Source organism: Agrobacterium sp. a22-2 (genome assembly GCF_012276985.1).
In the GTDB taxonomy this organism is placed as follows: Bacteria; Pseudomonadota; Alphaproteobacteria; order Rhizobiales; family Rhizobiaceae; genus Allorhizobium.
Genome location: NZ_JAAXMM010000004.1, coordinates 269,628 through 283,413, shown reverse-complemented (window position 1 = coordinate 283,413; position 13,786 = coordinate 269,628). Strand labels below are relative to the sequence as shown.

Below are 13,786 nucleotides of genomic sequence, written 5' to 3'. Positions count from 1 at the left end.
CCGAGAGAAAATGGAAACTGAAAAGGCGCCGTCAGCGCCTGAAAGTGGGGGTCAACCTTTGTCCTTGAAGCGCGACCGCAACGATTTGGCCCGTTGCTGGAGATCGCGGAAATAGTCGCTGTCGGCGATCTCGCGAATTTCCTGCTCGGCCTGCTGTTCGTCGAATGTCACGTCCAGTTGCTTCAGCCGCTGCTTCAGGTCGGTATTTTCACTCCTCAACGCCTGCTGAGCCGTTTCCAGCTGGCGCTGGGTCTCCTTCAATTCGTCGATCAGCTGGTTGGCATGGAATTCCCGGGCCTCGATCTGTACCACCATGCCGGCAAAGGTTTCCGCCAGATCGCGGATATCGACGGGAAGGGTCTCATCGGCGACAATGCCGAACAACTGATCCATGTCCTCGAACTGCCCCTGCGAAATCGCCTCGCAGGTGGCCGCCAAGCTCCCCATCGCTTTCCGTCGCTCGTCTTCCGACACCATGCGTTCCCCCGCCCGCGTCCTGTTATCCTGGCACCATCGCTGCTTTGCGAGGTTCGCTCAGGCCGCCGGTTCCTTTAGCACCAATTCCGTGACATTGGTTGTTCCGTCGCGATCATAGGTAATCGATTGTGCGAATTCATGCACCAGAAACAGACCGAGGCCGCCGATATCCATGTCCTCGAGGCTCTCGTTCTGGTCCGGAGCTCTCGGCGGCTTCGATACGTCGAATGGTCGGGCCCGATCGCGAATCGTCAGGGAAATATCGCCCTGGTGCAAGCCGACCGTCAGGCTGATCGTATCGCGGGCCCCCTCGTCATAGCCGTAGCGCACTGAATTGGCGAACAATTCCTCCGTCACCAGCAGGAGCGCATGGCGCGCCGCCGCCGTCAGTCCGCATCGCTCGATGAAGGCCTCGAATGCCGCATAGATGCGCTCAAGTTCGTCCAGGCTGTTGTCTACGGAGACTGTGCAGGAGGAGCCCGTCATCGTCGCTAACCGCTCTCCCTCAGTTGGCCTCGAGAAGCGCAAGCGCATCCGCAAGGCTGGGTACGACCGGAATGATCTTCAGAAAGCCGGATACGCGCAGCACGTCGTAAACCTGGGGGCTCAGACCGAACAGGATATATTTGCGACCGGCCGGCGCCAAGAGCTTTGCCGCGATCAGCAGGGAGCGCAAGCCGAAGCTGCTGACATAATCGACGCCGCTCATATCGACGAGCAGCGGCCCCTTGCCGCTGTCGATATGGGTCTTCAGATGCGCCTCGAACACCTTGGCCGTCAAGGTGTCGATCTTGCCCTTGGGACAAACCACGGCCGCGCCCATTTCTGTCTTGTCGGTGATGTCAATCATTCACGAAAATGCCTCTCGCCATCGCAGCAACTCTACAGGTTCATAGAAGTTACAATTTACACGACTATGACGCTGGTTCGATCAGGCCGCAAACGCTTAAATTGGTGGAAAGTCGCCGGGGGAATGGGCGGAGCGACTGGCCACCCGGCAAGTCTGAACATTTGCGGCTGGACCGTCGGAATATCCGCATAAAGAGGCAGCACCCGACGGCAACCCCATCTTGTCACCGCGCGGATCTGTTCGTACGCTTTTGATCCGGCGTTAAGCCTTGCTGTCGCCGATCGGCCGAGCATGGCACGCGCTAAAGAATGTCCTATCCACGGCCGGACAGGTTCCGCCGCACCTTCGAGGAACAGCAGCTGATGCCGGAAATTGATGTTGACGCCCTGCTGAAAGATCCGCGCACCGACATCGGCCGGAATCCGGCCAGTGGCGATGCGCCTGCCGGCAAGGACATGCGCGACGAACCGGAATTCGATCTCCTGGAAACCGAGTTCCGCAAAATGGAGACTGCCGGGCCTGCAGCCGTCGACTGGAAGCTCTTCAACAGCCGCACGCTAGATATCCTGGCCAGCCGCTCGAAGGATCTGGTGCTCGCCTCCCGCCTCGTATTCGGCCTTCACCGCGAGGAAGGCTATAAGGGAATGGCGGTCGGCATTTCCATTCTGAACGGCGTGGTGACGCAGCATTGGGAAGGACTGTTCCCGGGCCTCAACCGCGAGCGGGCCCGGGCCGGAAGCCTCGACTGGCTGGCCGAAAAGCTGGCCGCCGTCATAGAAGGCGCGCCGCCAGCCTCCAACGAGGCCAAGCTCTATGCCCTGGTTGCCCATGACCGGCTCGTCGATGTCGACCAGTTCCTGTCCGAGCGCATGCAGAAATACCCGCCCGCCATCGGACCGTTGGTCAGGGCACTGCGACCCTATGCCCGCGAGGCGAGGGCCGACCTGGAAGCTGTTGCAGCGGCCGAGGCCAAGGCCGCTGAGGCCGCCGCAGCGCCACCGCCCGCCCCGGAGCCGCCGGTCGCCCAGCCAAACGCCGCGCCGCTCGCTCCAAACACGCCGACACCGGAGCCCCACCAGCCGGAAAGATCGGCCGCTGCATCTGCCCCGACAGCCCCGCCGACGCCCTCAGCAGCCCAGGTCATTGCTGATCTTCCTGTCAACGAAGGCGCGGATAAGGCTTTCCAATCACTGTTCAATGCGGCAGCCCGGATGGCCGGCGCCGTGCGTCAGGAAGCACCTGCGGATCCGCGAACCTATCTGGCCGCTCGCCTGGCGGCTTGGGGTCCGGTCGGCATGGCCCCGCCCGACAAGGCGGGACGCACCCTTCTCCCTCCGCCCCAGAAAACCAAGCTGGCCGAACTGCAGGCCCTGAAAGCGGCGGCAAACGCGCAAGGCATTCTCCTCTCCGCCGAAGGCGCCTTCATGTCCTCGCCCTTCTGGCTCGATGCGCAGCTGATGGTGGCCCGCGCCATGCAGGCGCTCGGCCCTGAATACGACGCGGCAAGGCTCGTGCTGATCGGCCAACTCTGGGCCTTTCTCAAACGCGTGCCATCGGTGGTGCAATTGACATTCAGCGACGGAATGCCCTTTGCCGACCCGGAGACCCAGGCCTGGATCGGCAGTGAAGTCGCAGCCGGCAGCGGCGGTGCTGCGGACAGTGGCGGCTCGGCTCTAGACAAGATCAAGGCCGCGGCGGCAGGCCAGGGTCAGCAAGGCCAGGTGATCTCCGGTCTGAAATTGCTGTCGGACTATGCCGAAACCTGCCATGGCGGACGCGAGAACTTTCGCGCCAAGCTCGAAATCGGCGAATATTGCCTGCGATTCGAGCTTCTGCAGCCGCTCGTGCCGCTTTTGCAAAGCCTGGAGCAAACCGTCGCGGCGCAATCGCTGAAGAGTTGGGACCCCGCTCTGGCCGTCGCTCTGGCTGGCCTTTCATGGCGCTGTTATACCCATAAAAACGCAATCCGCATTGTTGATGAACGCGAGATCCAGTTGCGTAAATCGAGAATTGCTGAGACACTCAGCGAGCTCGATATTGTTCAGGCCGCACGATTAACGTCGCCTCAGACCGCTTGAACCCAGACTTCATGGCATAGCGTAATATTTCTTATACAAACACACTCCAAGATGGGACTGGGTTCGCTTCGCGTGGGGTCATCACAGGTGTATTTTTTCCTGACGACATTCTGGGCCGCCTAGGGAAATTAGTAAGCATAGTTTGCACTGAGTATTTCAACGGGGGAAACTGAACCGTGACAAAAGAATCGTCTGTGGCGCCCAAGGAACGCGTCAACATCCGCTATAAGCCCGCCACCGGAGACGCCAAGGAGGAAGTCGAACTTCCTCTGAAGATGGTTTTCCTCGGCGACTACACTTTGAAGGGCGACGATACGCCGGTCGAGGACCGCGAGCTGATCAACGTCAACAAAGAGAACTTCAACGACGTGATGAAGGGCCACGATCTGTCCCTCGACATCGCCGTCGAGAACAAGCTCTCGGAAGAGGCCGATGCCGGCGACATGACATTGTCGCTGAAATTCAACAGCCTGGATGATTTCACGCCCGAGGCGATCGTTCGCCAGTCCTCGGAGCTCAACAAGCTCCTCGAACTGCGTGAAGCGCTCGTCGCCCTCAAGGGGCCGCTCGGCAACATGCCGGCCTTCCGCAAGGCGATTCAGGGTGTGCTCGGCGATGACGAAGCTCGCGAGAGACTGCTGGCAGAACTGTCTGCCGCTGCCGGATCGTCCGACACGAAATAAGGCCTGCTCTGGCTGCCTGCCGAAGGCTGCTGTGCAGGCTCGGCAGGCAATTGTGCAATTCAATATGGATTATGCCAGTTTTCAAGGGAAGGCTCATTTATGGCTGAGAGAGAATCCGCCCAGCAACAGGTCACCGTCGAACATGCCGAAAGCTCGCTGCTCGACCAGATCTTGCAGGAAACCCGGCTTGTGCCGAGCGATGACGGCTACGATGTGGCCCGCAAGGGCGTCAGTGCCTTCATCGCCGAACTGCTGAAGCCGACGCGCTCCGACAGCGCCGTCAACAGCGCCGCGATCGACCAGATGATCGCCGAGATCGACCGCAAGCTGTCGGCCCAGGTCGACGAAGTGCTGCACAACGAACAGTTCAAGACCCTGGAATCGGCCTGGCGCGGCCTGAAATTTGCCGTCGACCGCACCGATTTCCGCCAGAACATCAAGATCGAAATCATGAACGTCTCCAAGGACGAGTTGCTCATGGATTTCGAGGACAGCCCGGAAGTGGCCAAATCCGGCCTCTACAAGCATATCTATACCGCGGAATACGGCCAGTTCGGCGGCCAGCCGGTCGGCGCCGTGGTCTGCAACTACGCCTTCGGCCCCGGAGCATCCGACGTGAAGCTCGCGCAGTATTGCGCAAGCGTCGGCGCCATGGCCCATGCGCCGATCATTGCCGGCGCCTCGCCTGCCATGTTCGGCGTCGACACGTTCGAGGAAATCCCGAACCTGAAGGACATGGAATCGATCTTCGAAGGCCCGAAATACGCCAAGTGGAACGCCTTCCGATCCACCGAAGACTCGCGCTATTTCGCGCTCGCCATGCCCCGCTTCATGCTGCGCACGCCCTATGGCCCCGAAACCGTTCCGGTCAAGGCCTTCAACTACGAGGAACGTTCGGCCGGCCAGACGGACAACTACCTCTGGGGCAATGCCTCGATCGCGCTCGCCTCGCGCCTTACCGACAGCTTTGCCAAGTTCCGCTGGTGCCCGAACATCATCGGCCCGCAATCGGGCGGCGCCGTTGAGGACCTGCCGATGCACAGCTTCGAGGCCATGGGCCAGCTGCAGAGCAAGATCCCGACCGAGGTGCTGATCTCCGACCGCAAGGAATACGAACTGGCCGAACAGGGCTTCATTGCGCTCACCATGCGCAAGGGCAGCGACAACGCGGCCTTCTTCTCGGCCAATTCCGTGCAGAAGCCGAAATCCTTCGGCAATACCACCGAAGGCAAAGCCAACGAGCTGAACTACAAGCTCGGCACCCAGCTTCCCTATATGATGATCGTCAACCGCCTGGCCCACTACATCAAGGTGCTGCAGCGCGAGAATATCGGCAGTTGGAAGAACCGCGGCGAACTGGAAACGGAACTCAACAACTGGATCCGTCAATATGTGTCGGACCAGGAGAACCCTTCCGCCGAGGTCCGCTCCCGCCGCCCCCTGCGCAAGGCTCAGATCGTCGTGGCCGATGTCGAAGGCGAACCAGGCTGGTACAGCGTCAGCATGGCCGTGCAGCCGCACTTCAAATATATGGGCGCGGATTTCACGCTTTCGCTCAAAGGCAAGCTCGACAAGGCCTGAAGCGAGTCGGCAGGGTCTTGACGATACGGCACATGGCCGGGCAGCCGATGCCCGGCCAAAGGCTTTCATGAGTGGGGACGGGACATGGTATCAGTAAGCCTTCTGCAACGGCTGGAGCGGGACGGCGCCGGAGCGGAACGTGCCGATTTTACCGATGACTCGGCCATTCTCGACAGCATTCTCGCCAACCTTCAGCTGATCCTCAACAGTCGCAAGGGCTGCTGCGAGACGCGTCCCGATTTCGGCCTCTCGGATTTCAACGCCACGGCCGACTATCGCAGTTCGTTCCTGTCGATTGCCCGCGACGTCGAGCGCCAGATGCGGGCCTTCGAGCCGCGGCTGCGCAACGTGTCTGTGCAGCCCGTCGAGGACAAGACCCGGCCGCTGGAGTTCATCTTTCATGTTAGCGGTGAACTGGCCCACGATGACAGGACGATACGGGTCTCCTTCGATTCCGTGTTGAACAGCGACGGCCGCATGCGGTTCAGCGGATAGCCGGGGATTGGGCTGATGGCAGTCAACAATTACTACCGGGACGAGCTTTCTTACCTGCGCGAAATGGGCAGCCTGTTTGCGCGCGCCAATCCGCGTCTGGCGCGTTATCTCGGCAAGGAAGCCTCAGACCCCGATGTCGAACGCCTTCTGGAAGGCATGGCCTTCCTGGTCGGCCGGCTGCGCCAGCGCCTCGACGCCGAAATGCCGGAGCTGGCGCTGAGCCTGCTGCAACTGGTCTGGCCTCATTATTTAAGGCCGGTTGCGCCGATCACCATGGTGCGCTTCGCCTTTGCCGAAGGGGCGAGCGGCACATCGATCGAGGTACCGCGCGGAACGCGGGTACAGTCGCGCGCCGTCGACGGCGAGACCGTGTCCTTCACAACCAGTTTCGACCTGACCGTGCTGCCGCTTGAAATCACCGCCGCCGAACTCGACAACCGCAAGAACAGCAGCCGCATCACGCTGACGTTTCGCGGCACCGGCGGCTCAGGGCTGCAGGCCTTGTCCGCGGCACCTCTGGTGCTGTTCTTCAACAGCGCCAAGGACACGGTAACCGCCCGCCAGCTCTACCTCTTCTTCATGGAGCGGGTGCGTTCGGTGCAGTTCACGGCGGCCGGCGGCAGTCCTGTCACGGCGGATCTGCGCATCGAGCCGATGGGGTTCAGTGCGCAAGAGGCCACCCTGCCCTATCCGGAAGGTTCGTTCGACGGCTTCCGTATCATGCAGGAATATTTCGCCTGCCCGGAAAAGTTCATGTTCCTGAAGCTCAGCGGGCTCGACGCCTTTGCCGACAGCCGGGCCGAGAGCTTCACGCTGGCCTTTGACATGAACCAGCCCTTTCCGGAATCGACCCGGCTCGGACCCGATCTGTTCGCCTTGAACACGACGCCCGCCATCAACCTGTTCGAGACAGAAGGCACGGCGCTGACCGTCTCCCATGAGCGGTCCGAATATCCTGTCCGCCCGGTCGGCGATTCCAGCCAGTTTTCCATTCACGCCATCGAATCCGTGGCCGGATGGGTCCAGGGCACCGGCCGGCGCATCGAATACGAGCCCTTCGAGAGCTTTCGCCACGACATCGCTCAGGAAGGCACACCCAGGCTCTATTACCGGACCCAGGTTCGGCCCGCCATTCTTGGCAACGGCATAGACCACTATCTGTCCTTCGTGACGCGCCTGGGCAAGATCGGCCTTCCGGAAACCGAGACGGTGTCGATGCGGCTGATCTGCTCCAACGGCGCGCTTGCCGCTCGCCTTGGCGTCGGCGCGGTCAATCAGCCGACTTCCTCGACCCCGGCCAAGCTGGAATTCTCCAATATCACGCCCGTGCTCAGCGAGGTTCCGCCCCCGCTGGAGGAAGACATCCTCTGGACGCTGATTGCCAATCTCGCCCGCAACTTCGCCTCGATGATCGATGTGGAAGCGCTGCGCACCGTAGTCGGCGCCTATGATTTCCGCGCCCGCACCGATCGTCAGGCCGGCCTGCAGAGGGACATGCTGCTGCAGAGCTTCAAGGGTTTCGAGCGCCGCGGCGTCGATGTGATCAGCCGCGGCCGGCCGGTGCGCAGCTTCGAACTCGCCCTGTCGGTATCGGAAGGCATGATGGGCGGCGAAGGCGAGATGTATCTGTTCGGCACCATTCTCGATCGTTTCCTGAAATCCTATTCGAGCATCAACAGCCTGCACCGCTTTTCCATGACCGGCCTCGATTCCAACATCGTGTTTCGCTGGAGCCCGAAATGGGGGGAGGCAGCTACCCTATGATGACTGTGAGCGATATCCCCATGCAGGCCGATCGGCCGGAAGCGCCGGTCATGGCGCCTGTCGTTGCCAACAAGCTGGCCGGTCTTTCGGATATCCGCTTTCATCAACTGGTCGCGCTGATGGAATTGCGCCGCCAGGGCTCGCTGCCGGTCGGCAGCCTCGGCGATCCGGCAAACGAGTTCCTGCGCTTCCGGGCCGCCCGGTCGCTGAGCTTCGGCGCCTCCGATATTAGCCACGTCGCCCATGACGAGGCGTCCGACCGCCTGGATATCCGGGTGAATTTCTTCGGCCTTTATGGCCCCGCCTCGCCTTTGCCGCCATCGTTCACCGAGCGGATCATCGAGGCGGAGGAAACGCCGGGACCGGTCGAGGATTTCCTCGACCTGTTCAATCATCGGCTGATTTCTCTGCTGCACGTCATCTGGAAAAAGTACCGCTATTACCTGCGCTACGAGACCGGCGGCACCGATCCTCTGTCGCAGCGCTTTCTGGCGCTGTGCGGATTTCCGATCGAGGATCGCGAGCGTATCGGCGAGATCTCCCGTTCCGCCCTGCTTCCCCATCTGGGGCTGATATCGCTGTTTTCCAATTCGGCCGACGTGGTCGGCGCGACGCTGTCCAATTTCTTCTCGATCCCCTGCCATATCGAGGAATTCATCGAGCGCAGCGTGGCGATCGGCCCGGAATCTCGCCTGGCGCTCGGCACGGCCAATAATATCCTGGGCGACGACACCATTCTCGGCTTCGAACTCGACGACGATTTCGGAAAATTCCGCATTTGCGTCGGCAGAGCCGGTTTCGATGTGCTGGCGCCTTTCCTGCCGCATGGCGCCAAGCATCGCCAGTTCTGCGAATTGCTGATGATGGTGACCCGCGAACCGCTGGAATGGGACCTGCAATTCGACTTCGAGCCGGAGACCATTCCGATGGCGCGCCTCGGCGATTGCCGCCTCGGCTGGACGAGCTGGCTGCATGCCGACGAGAGAAACGACCTCGAAAGCATCGTCCTGCTGTCAACCGACGACAGGATCTCCTCCTTTGAGGCCAGCGGACGGGATGATGAAATCCTGCGAAGCGGGAGGGCATCATGAGGCTGCGGCTTTTTCTCGTCGGCGCAACGGAGCCTTCCGAACATGTCTTCGGCCCGGAGGGCGGCCTGTTCGGCCGCTCGATGAAATGCCACTGGGTTCTGCCGGATCCCGATCGCATCCTGTCGGCGATCCATGGACGGATCGTCTTTGACAACAACAAGTTCCTGCTGATCGACGAAAGCACCAACGGCATATTCCTGGATGGCCGGCAGGAACCGCTCGGCCGCGGCAATTCGGTGGCGATCCAGCCCGGCATGCGGTTCCGCGCCGCCCGGCATGTCATCGGCGTGGACCTGCTGGCAACAGCCCCGGCCCGCCAGGCCGGTTTCCCGGGAGAGGCAATGCCGGTCCGGGCAGAGCGCACATCTCCGCTCAGCGCCGCGATGGCGCCCGGCCAGCCCTCGGCCAATGCCGAACAGGCGCTGGCCGAGCGCGGTGACTGGGGCGATCTCTGGGGCCGCAATTCGCAGGACCCGCTGGCCTATCTCGGTTCGCCCGGTGAGCCAGTTCAACCGGCCCCGAGCTTGGGGCCAGCCATGCCGTCGATGATGGCCCCATCCGCCCCTTCGTCCTTCAGTCAGGGCCAGCCGGCAGCCCCTCAGCCATATCCCTCCGCTCAAGGCTGGCCGATGCCGGACGCTCCGGCCAACGGCACAGTCTTCGGCGCAGCCGGAGCGCAGGCCCCCCACCAACCCTTCTCGCCGCAGTCCACCGCTGATCCCGGGCTCTTTCCGGCCGTTCAGGCCGATAACCGGTTCAAGCCCCTGCCCCCCATGACTGCCGCAGCACCACAGCCGCCATCACCGCAACCGGCCCTGCCGGCCGCAAAGCTCATCCCGGATGATTTCGATCCGCTATCGGTACTGGCGGGCCGTTCGAACCGGCGGACCTCTGTCGCGCCAACGCAAGGGCCAATGCCATCCCTTGTGCAGACCTATCCAGGCCAGCCGTCCATCGGCGAAGCGCGGCCGATACCGCCTGCCGCAATGCCGACGCCCCGCGAAACCCTCAGCCCGGCGCTGATGGCCGATATTGCCCGTATCGACGAAAGCCAGGTCATGCCGGTTGCAGTCTTGCCGCAAGCCGGGCCGCAAGCCGTGCCCGAGGCGTTCGACGCCATCGAGGCGATGAAATCGCGGCGCGAGGAGCGCAAGGCCAAGCTGCTGGAGAAGGCGGCCGGCGGCATGCCGGGATATCCGCCCGCCGGCGCGACCCCGTCGATGTCAAACGCCGCCGGGCCGCTGCCAACCGCCAATCCCCTGCTGGCAACACAGGCAGGCGCCGGCCACGCCACCTTGCCGCCTTTCGGCTCATCCGCTCCGCAGCCATCCTTCGCGCCACCGGCCTTTGCCGAGCAGCCGTTCGCCAGCCCCGCCGGATCGGGTTCGGCGGCGGTCAAGGCGCTGTTCGAGGGCATGGGCTTCCCTCAGGCGCAGATCGCACCGGACAAGCAGGTCGAGGTGATGCGCGAAGTGGGCGAGATGGTGCGTGCCCTGTCCGATGGACTGGTGCTGCTGCTGTCGGCGCGGCGCATGGTCAAGACCGAATTCCGCATGGATGAAACCCAGGTGCAGCCCGAGGAGAACAATCCGTTCAAGCATTTCAAGATGGCGGAACTGGCGCTTGACGAACTGTTCCTGACCCGCTCCGGCGGGTTCCAGGCGCCGGCCGAGGCCGCCGGCAACGCCTTCGAGGATGTCAAGCAGCATGTCATCCTGACGATGGCCGCCATGCAGCGCGCCGTGCGGCTGCTGATGGAACGACTGGGGCCGCAGACCATCGAGCGCGACAGCGAAGACGACGGCGCCCTGCGTATCAGAGGGCTTGGCGCGCGCAAGGGCAAATGGGAAGCCTATACCGAAACCCATGCGCGCATGAGCGGCAATCTGGACAGCGTCGCCAAGCAGATCATCGCCGAGGCCTTCGCGCAGGTCCAGGAAGAGCAGGCAAGACGAGTTGCGTCTCAGTATTGGGAGAGTAAGAAATGATCTATTCACGACGGGAGTTCTGCGCGGCCACGACCGCGACGCTGACCGCATTCCTGGCCGGCTGCGGCGGTCTGCCGAAGCCCACCCCGGTTGCCGTGCTGTTGAGTGCCGATGCCGGTGTCAATCCGGGTGATACCGGCCAGCCCTCGCCGATCGTCGTCAGGATCTATGAATTGAAAGGCATCAAGGCCTTCAACAATGCCAATTACTTCGACTTTGATGACGAGACCAAGCTGTTGGGCGCCGATCTGATCTCAAGCCGGGAATACGAGCTGACACCCGGCAGCGAAAAGAAATACGACGGCAAGATTTCCAGCGAAGCGGCCTATATCGGCGTCGTTGCCAGCTTTCGCGACATCCAGTCGGCGCAGTGGCGCGACTCGATTGAGCTGCGCAAGAGCAAGACCAACCGCTTTGTCATCTATGTGACAAGTCTGGCTGTGAGGATACAGAAATATTCTCGTTTTTCTCTCGGCAAATGACGGGTTCCGCAGGTATCGGCCTTTTCGTTGTTCTTAAGTGTTTTATGGGCTTCGGCCCGGGGGGTATTGGTTGACATCAACGGGTAAGCCACTCTGGCTGGAAGGCATGTTTCTCAGGCCCCAGCACCTGCAGCAATACGACCGCTGGATCGAGAGCAACCTTGAGCAGCGCGTGTCGGCGATGCTGCCCTATCCCTGGGGCATTCGAAAGCTCGAATTCGACACTGAGGCCCTGAAGTCGGGCCAGATCCGTCTGACCTCGGCAGACCTGGTCTTTCCGGACGGCACGGTCTATTGCGCGCCCGGCCCGCAGCCGCTGGCGCCGGCCATCCATGTTCCGGCCGGCAGCCAGGGCAAGCGCATCTATCTGGCCCTGCCGATCCGCGTCCCCGGCGGAACGGAAGTTGCCGATGGCGACGGCGGCGGACAACGGTTCCGCAAGTCGCCCGTCCCGGTGGTCGACAATGCCCGTCCGGGCCGTCCGCCCGCCGACATCACCGTCGGCACCCTGAATGCCCGGCTGATCATCGACGGCGACCGGCTCGACGAATTGACCTTCGTGCCGCTGGCCGAAATCGAATCCGTCGGAGCCCTTGGCCAGGTCACCTTGACGGAAACCTTCATCCCGCCGGTCATGGCGGTTGCCGCGAGCCGGCGTCTGGTGTCGATCATGGAGCAGATCCGCGGCCTGCTGCGCAGCCGCGCCGCCTCGCTTGCCGCCGGCGCCAGCGGCCAGGCCGGCGAAACCCGATCCGGCATGCTCGACGTCATGCTGCTCGGCATTGCCAACCGCTTCGAGGCAAGCTTCGGCCATCTGATCTCGACCGGCCTGCACACGCCGGAAGCCGTCTACCGCGAAACCATTGCCCTGACGGCGGAAATCTCCGCCTATGCCTCGACCACCCGCCTGGCGCCGGATTTGCCGCCCTATGCCCATCTCGACCTGCGCTCGACCTTCGAGGGGCTGCACGGCATCCTGCGCACCATGCTGAGCGTCATCGTCGAGCGCAACGCCGTCAGCATTGCGCTGGTCGAACGGGATTTCGGCATATGGCTTGGCGAAATCGAGGACCGCATGGCCTTTGCCGGCCGGCGTTTCGTGCTGATCGCCCGCGCCAATATGGCGCTGGAGATCATTCGCCAGCAATTGCCGGTGCATATCAAGATCGGCCCGGTCGAGCAGATCCGCGATCTGGTCAATCTGCAGCTGCCCGGCATCGCGATCCAGCCGCTGTCGGTGGCACCGCGCGAAATCCCGTTTATTCAAAACGCCGTCTATTTCGAGGTCGATATCCGCAATCCGCTCTGGGCACGGTTCCGCGAGTCTGCGGCCATCGCCCTGCATGTCAGCGGTGAATATCCGGGGCTGGATCTTGAACTCTGGGCCATCCAGCGCGAGACTGGCCAATGAGCTATTCCGGCGACGACAACGATGCTCCAACCGTCCTCAGGCACCTGAGCCCCAGGGCCCGCACCGCGCTGGGCGGCGCCGACAGTGGCGAGGAGCCGACGGTCGTCGTGCGCCAAATGCCGACCGCTGCGGCCGGCACTCCGCCGCCGGACGCCTCCCTGCAGAATGCGCTGGCCGTCGTCCAGCAGCTTGAGGGTTCGCCGGAGCGAAAGCTGGTGCGCGCTGCGGCCCCGCTCCTGCTGATCGTCGCGCAATTGCGCAATTCCACCGAACGCGCCGATGTCACGGCGCTGCGCCGCCAGGTCATCGAGGAGATGGACCGCTTCCAGCAGATCGCCCAGAAATCCGGCGCCGAGGCCGGCGACATCATTGCCGCCCGCTACGTGCTCTGCGCGACCATCGACGAAACAGTGCTGATGACGCCATGGGGCAGCCGCAGCGAATGGAGCTCCAACAGCCTGCTCAATCACTATCACAACGAGACCTGGGGCGGCGAAAAGGTGTTCGTCATCCTTGATCGCGTCAAGCAGACACCGGCCCAGCGCCTGGCGCTGCTGCTTTTGATCCATGCCTGCCTGATGCTCGGCTTCGAGGGTCGTTACCGCGTGTTGGAACGCGGCCGCGACCAGCTTGACGAGTTGCGCAACGACATCTCGCGCATCGTCCGGCGGGCCGCCGAAACCGGTGCCGATCAGCCCCTGTCGCGCAATGCCAAGGGCGACCGCGGCGGTCGCAAGCTGCGCAGCTTCATGCCGCTGTGGATGGCGGCCACCGGTGCCGGCCTGTTGATGATCCTCGTTTACATCTATCTGGAATTCTATCTTTCCGGCGTTCTTCAACCCGTACTGGCCAAGATTTCGGCTCTGACCCCGGGCTAGGAGAACTC

The 13,786-nt window shown here is 62.5% G+C and carries 13 protein-coding genes; 10 read left to right on the top strand and 3 right to left on the bottom strand.

The genetic code is table 11. The features are described from left to right. Window positions 1-51 precede the first annotated feature (51 nt). The 3 genes from HFC70_RS08510 to HFC70_RS08500 all read right to left on the bottom strand — a co-directional run bounded on the left by HFC70_RS08510 (window position 52) and on the right by HFC70_RS08500 (window position 1,327). Entirely contained in the window at window positions 52-447 is a 396-nt protein-coding gene (locus tag HFC70_RS08510) for a hypothetical protein (protein ID WP_210259188.1), read from the bottom strand. 87 nt (window positions 448-534) lie between these two features. After that, entirely contained in the window at window positions 535-963 is a 429-nt protein-coding gene (locus tag HFC70_RS08505) for an ATP-binding protein (RefSeq protein WP_168472796.1), read from the bottom strand. 19 nt (window positions 964-982) lie between these two features. Further along, complete coding sequence (locus HFC70_RS08500) at window positions 983-1,327, bottom strand: STAS domain-containing protein (RefSeq protein WP_168472795.1); 345 nt, start codon at window positions 1,325-1,327, stop codon at window positions 983-985. Between the two features lie 308 nt (window positions 1,328-1,635). Between HFC70_RS08500 and tssA the strand changes: the two genes are divergently transcribed. The 10 genes from tssA to icmH all read left to right on the top strand — a co-directional run bounded on the left by tssA (window position 1,636) and on the right by icmH (window position 13,778). Continuing rightward, window positions 1,636-3,405: a type VI secretion system protein TssA gene (gene tssA / locus HFC70_RS08495; protein ID WP_168472794.1), complete on the top strand. Its 1,770-nt coding sequence runs from the start codon at window positions 1,636-1,638 to the stop codon at window positions 3,403-3,405. 176 nt (window positions 3,406-3,581) lie between these two features. Continuing rightward, on the top strand, window positions 3,582-4,088 hold the full coding sequence (tssB, locus tag HFC70_RS08490; protein ID WP_168472793.1) for a type VI secretion system contractile sheath small subunit: 507 nt from the start codon (window positions 3,582-3,584) through the stop codon (window positions 4,086-4,088). A gap of 99 nt (window positions 4,089-4,187) precedes the next feature. Further along, a complete protein-coding gene (gene tssC / locus HFC70_RS08485) occupies window positions 4,188-5,669 on the top strand; it encodes a type VI secretion system contractile sheath large subunit (RefSeq protein ID WP_168472792.1) in 1,482 nt (493 codons plus the stop codon). 84 nt (window positions 5,670-5,753) lie between these two features. Beyond that, window positions 5,754-6,164, top strand: coding sequence for a type VI secretion system baseplate subunit TssE (gene tssE, locus HFC70_RS08480; RefSeq protein WP_168472791.1), 411 nt, complete (start codon window positions 5,754-5,756; stop codon window positions 6,162-6,164). A 15-nt stretch (window positions 6,165-6,179) separates the two neighbouring features. Beyond that, entirely contained in the window at window positions 6,180-7,928 is a 1,749-nt protein-coding gene (tssF, locus tag HFC70_RS08475; protein ID WP_168472790.1) for a type VI secretion system baseplate subunit TssF, read from the top strand. Next, window positions 7,925-9,019 carry a type VI secretion system baseplate subunit TssG gene (gene tssG, locus HFC70_RS08470; protein WP_168472789.1) on the top strand — a complete coding sequence of 365 codons (1,095 nt, stop codon included), beginning with the start codon at window positions 7,925-7,927 and terminating at the stop codon, window positions 9,017-9,019. Before tssF ends, tssG begins: the two co-directional genes overlap by 4 nt. Next, entirely contained in the window at window positions 9,016-11,007 is a 1,992-nt protein-coding gene (gene tagH, locus HFC70_RS08465) for a type VI secretion system-associated FHA domain protein TagH (RefSeq protein ID WP_168472788.1), read from the top strand. The genes tssG and tagH overlap by 4 nt, the downstream gene beginning before the upstream one ends. Beyond that, window positions 11,004-11,489, top strand: a complete 486-nt coding sequence (gene tssJ, locus HFC70_RS08460; protein ID WP_168472787.1) for a type VI secretion system lipoprotein TssJ — start codon at window positions 11,004-11,006, stop codon at window positions 11,487-11,489. Before tagH ends, tssJ begins: the two co-directional genes overlap by 4 nt. A 70-nt stretch (window positions 11,490-11,559) precedes the next feature. Then, on the top strand, window positions 11,560-12,900 hold the full coding sequence (gene tssK, locus HFC70_RS08455; protein WP_168472786.1) for a type VI secretion system baseplate subunit TssK: 1,341 nt from the start codon (window positions 11,560-11,562) through the stop codon (window positions 12,898-12,900). After that, window positions 12,897-13,778, top strand: coding sequence for a type IVB secretion system protein IcmH/DotU (gene icmH / locus HFC70_RS08450; protein WP_168472785.1), 882 nt, complete (start codon window positions 12,897-12,899; stop codon window positions 13,776-13,778). The genes tssK and icmH overlap by 4 nt, the downstream gene beginning before the upstream one ends. Window positions 13,779-13,786 lie beyond the last annotated feature (8 nt).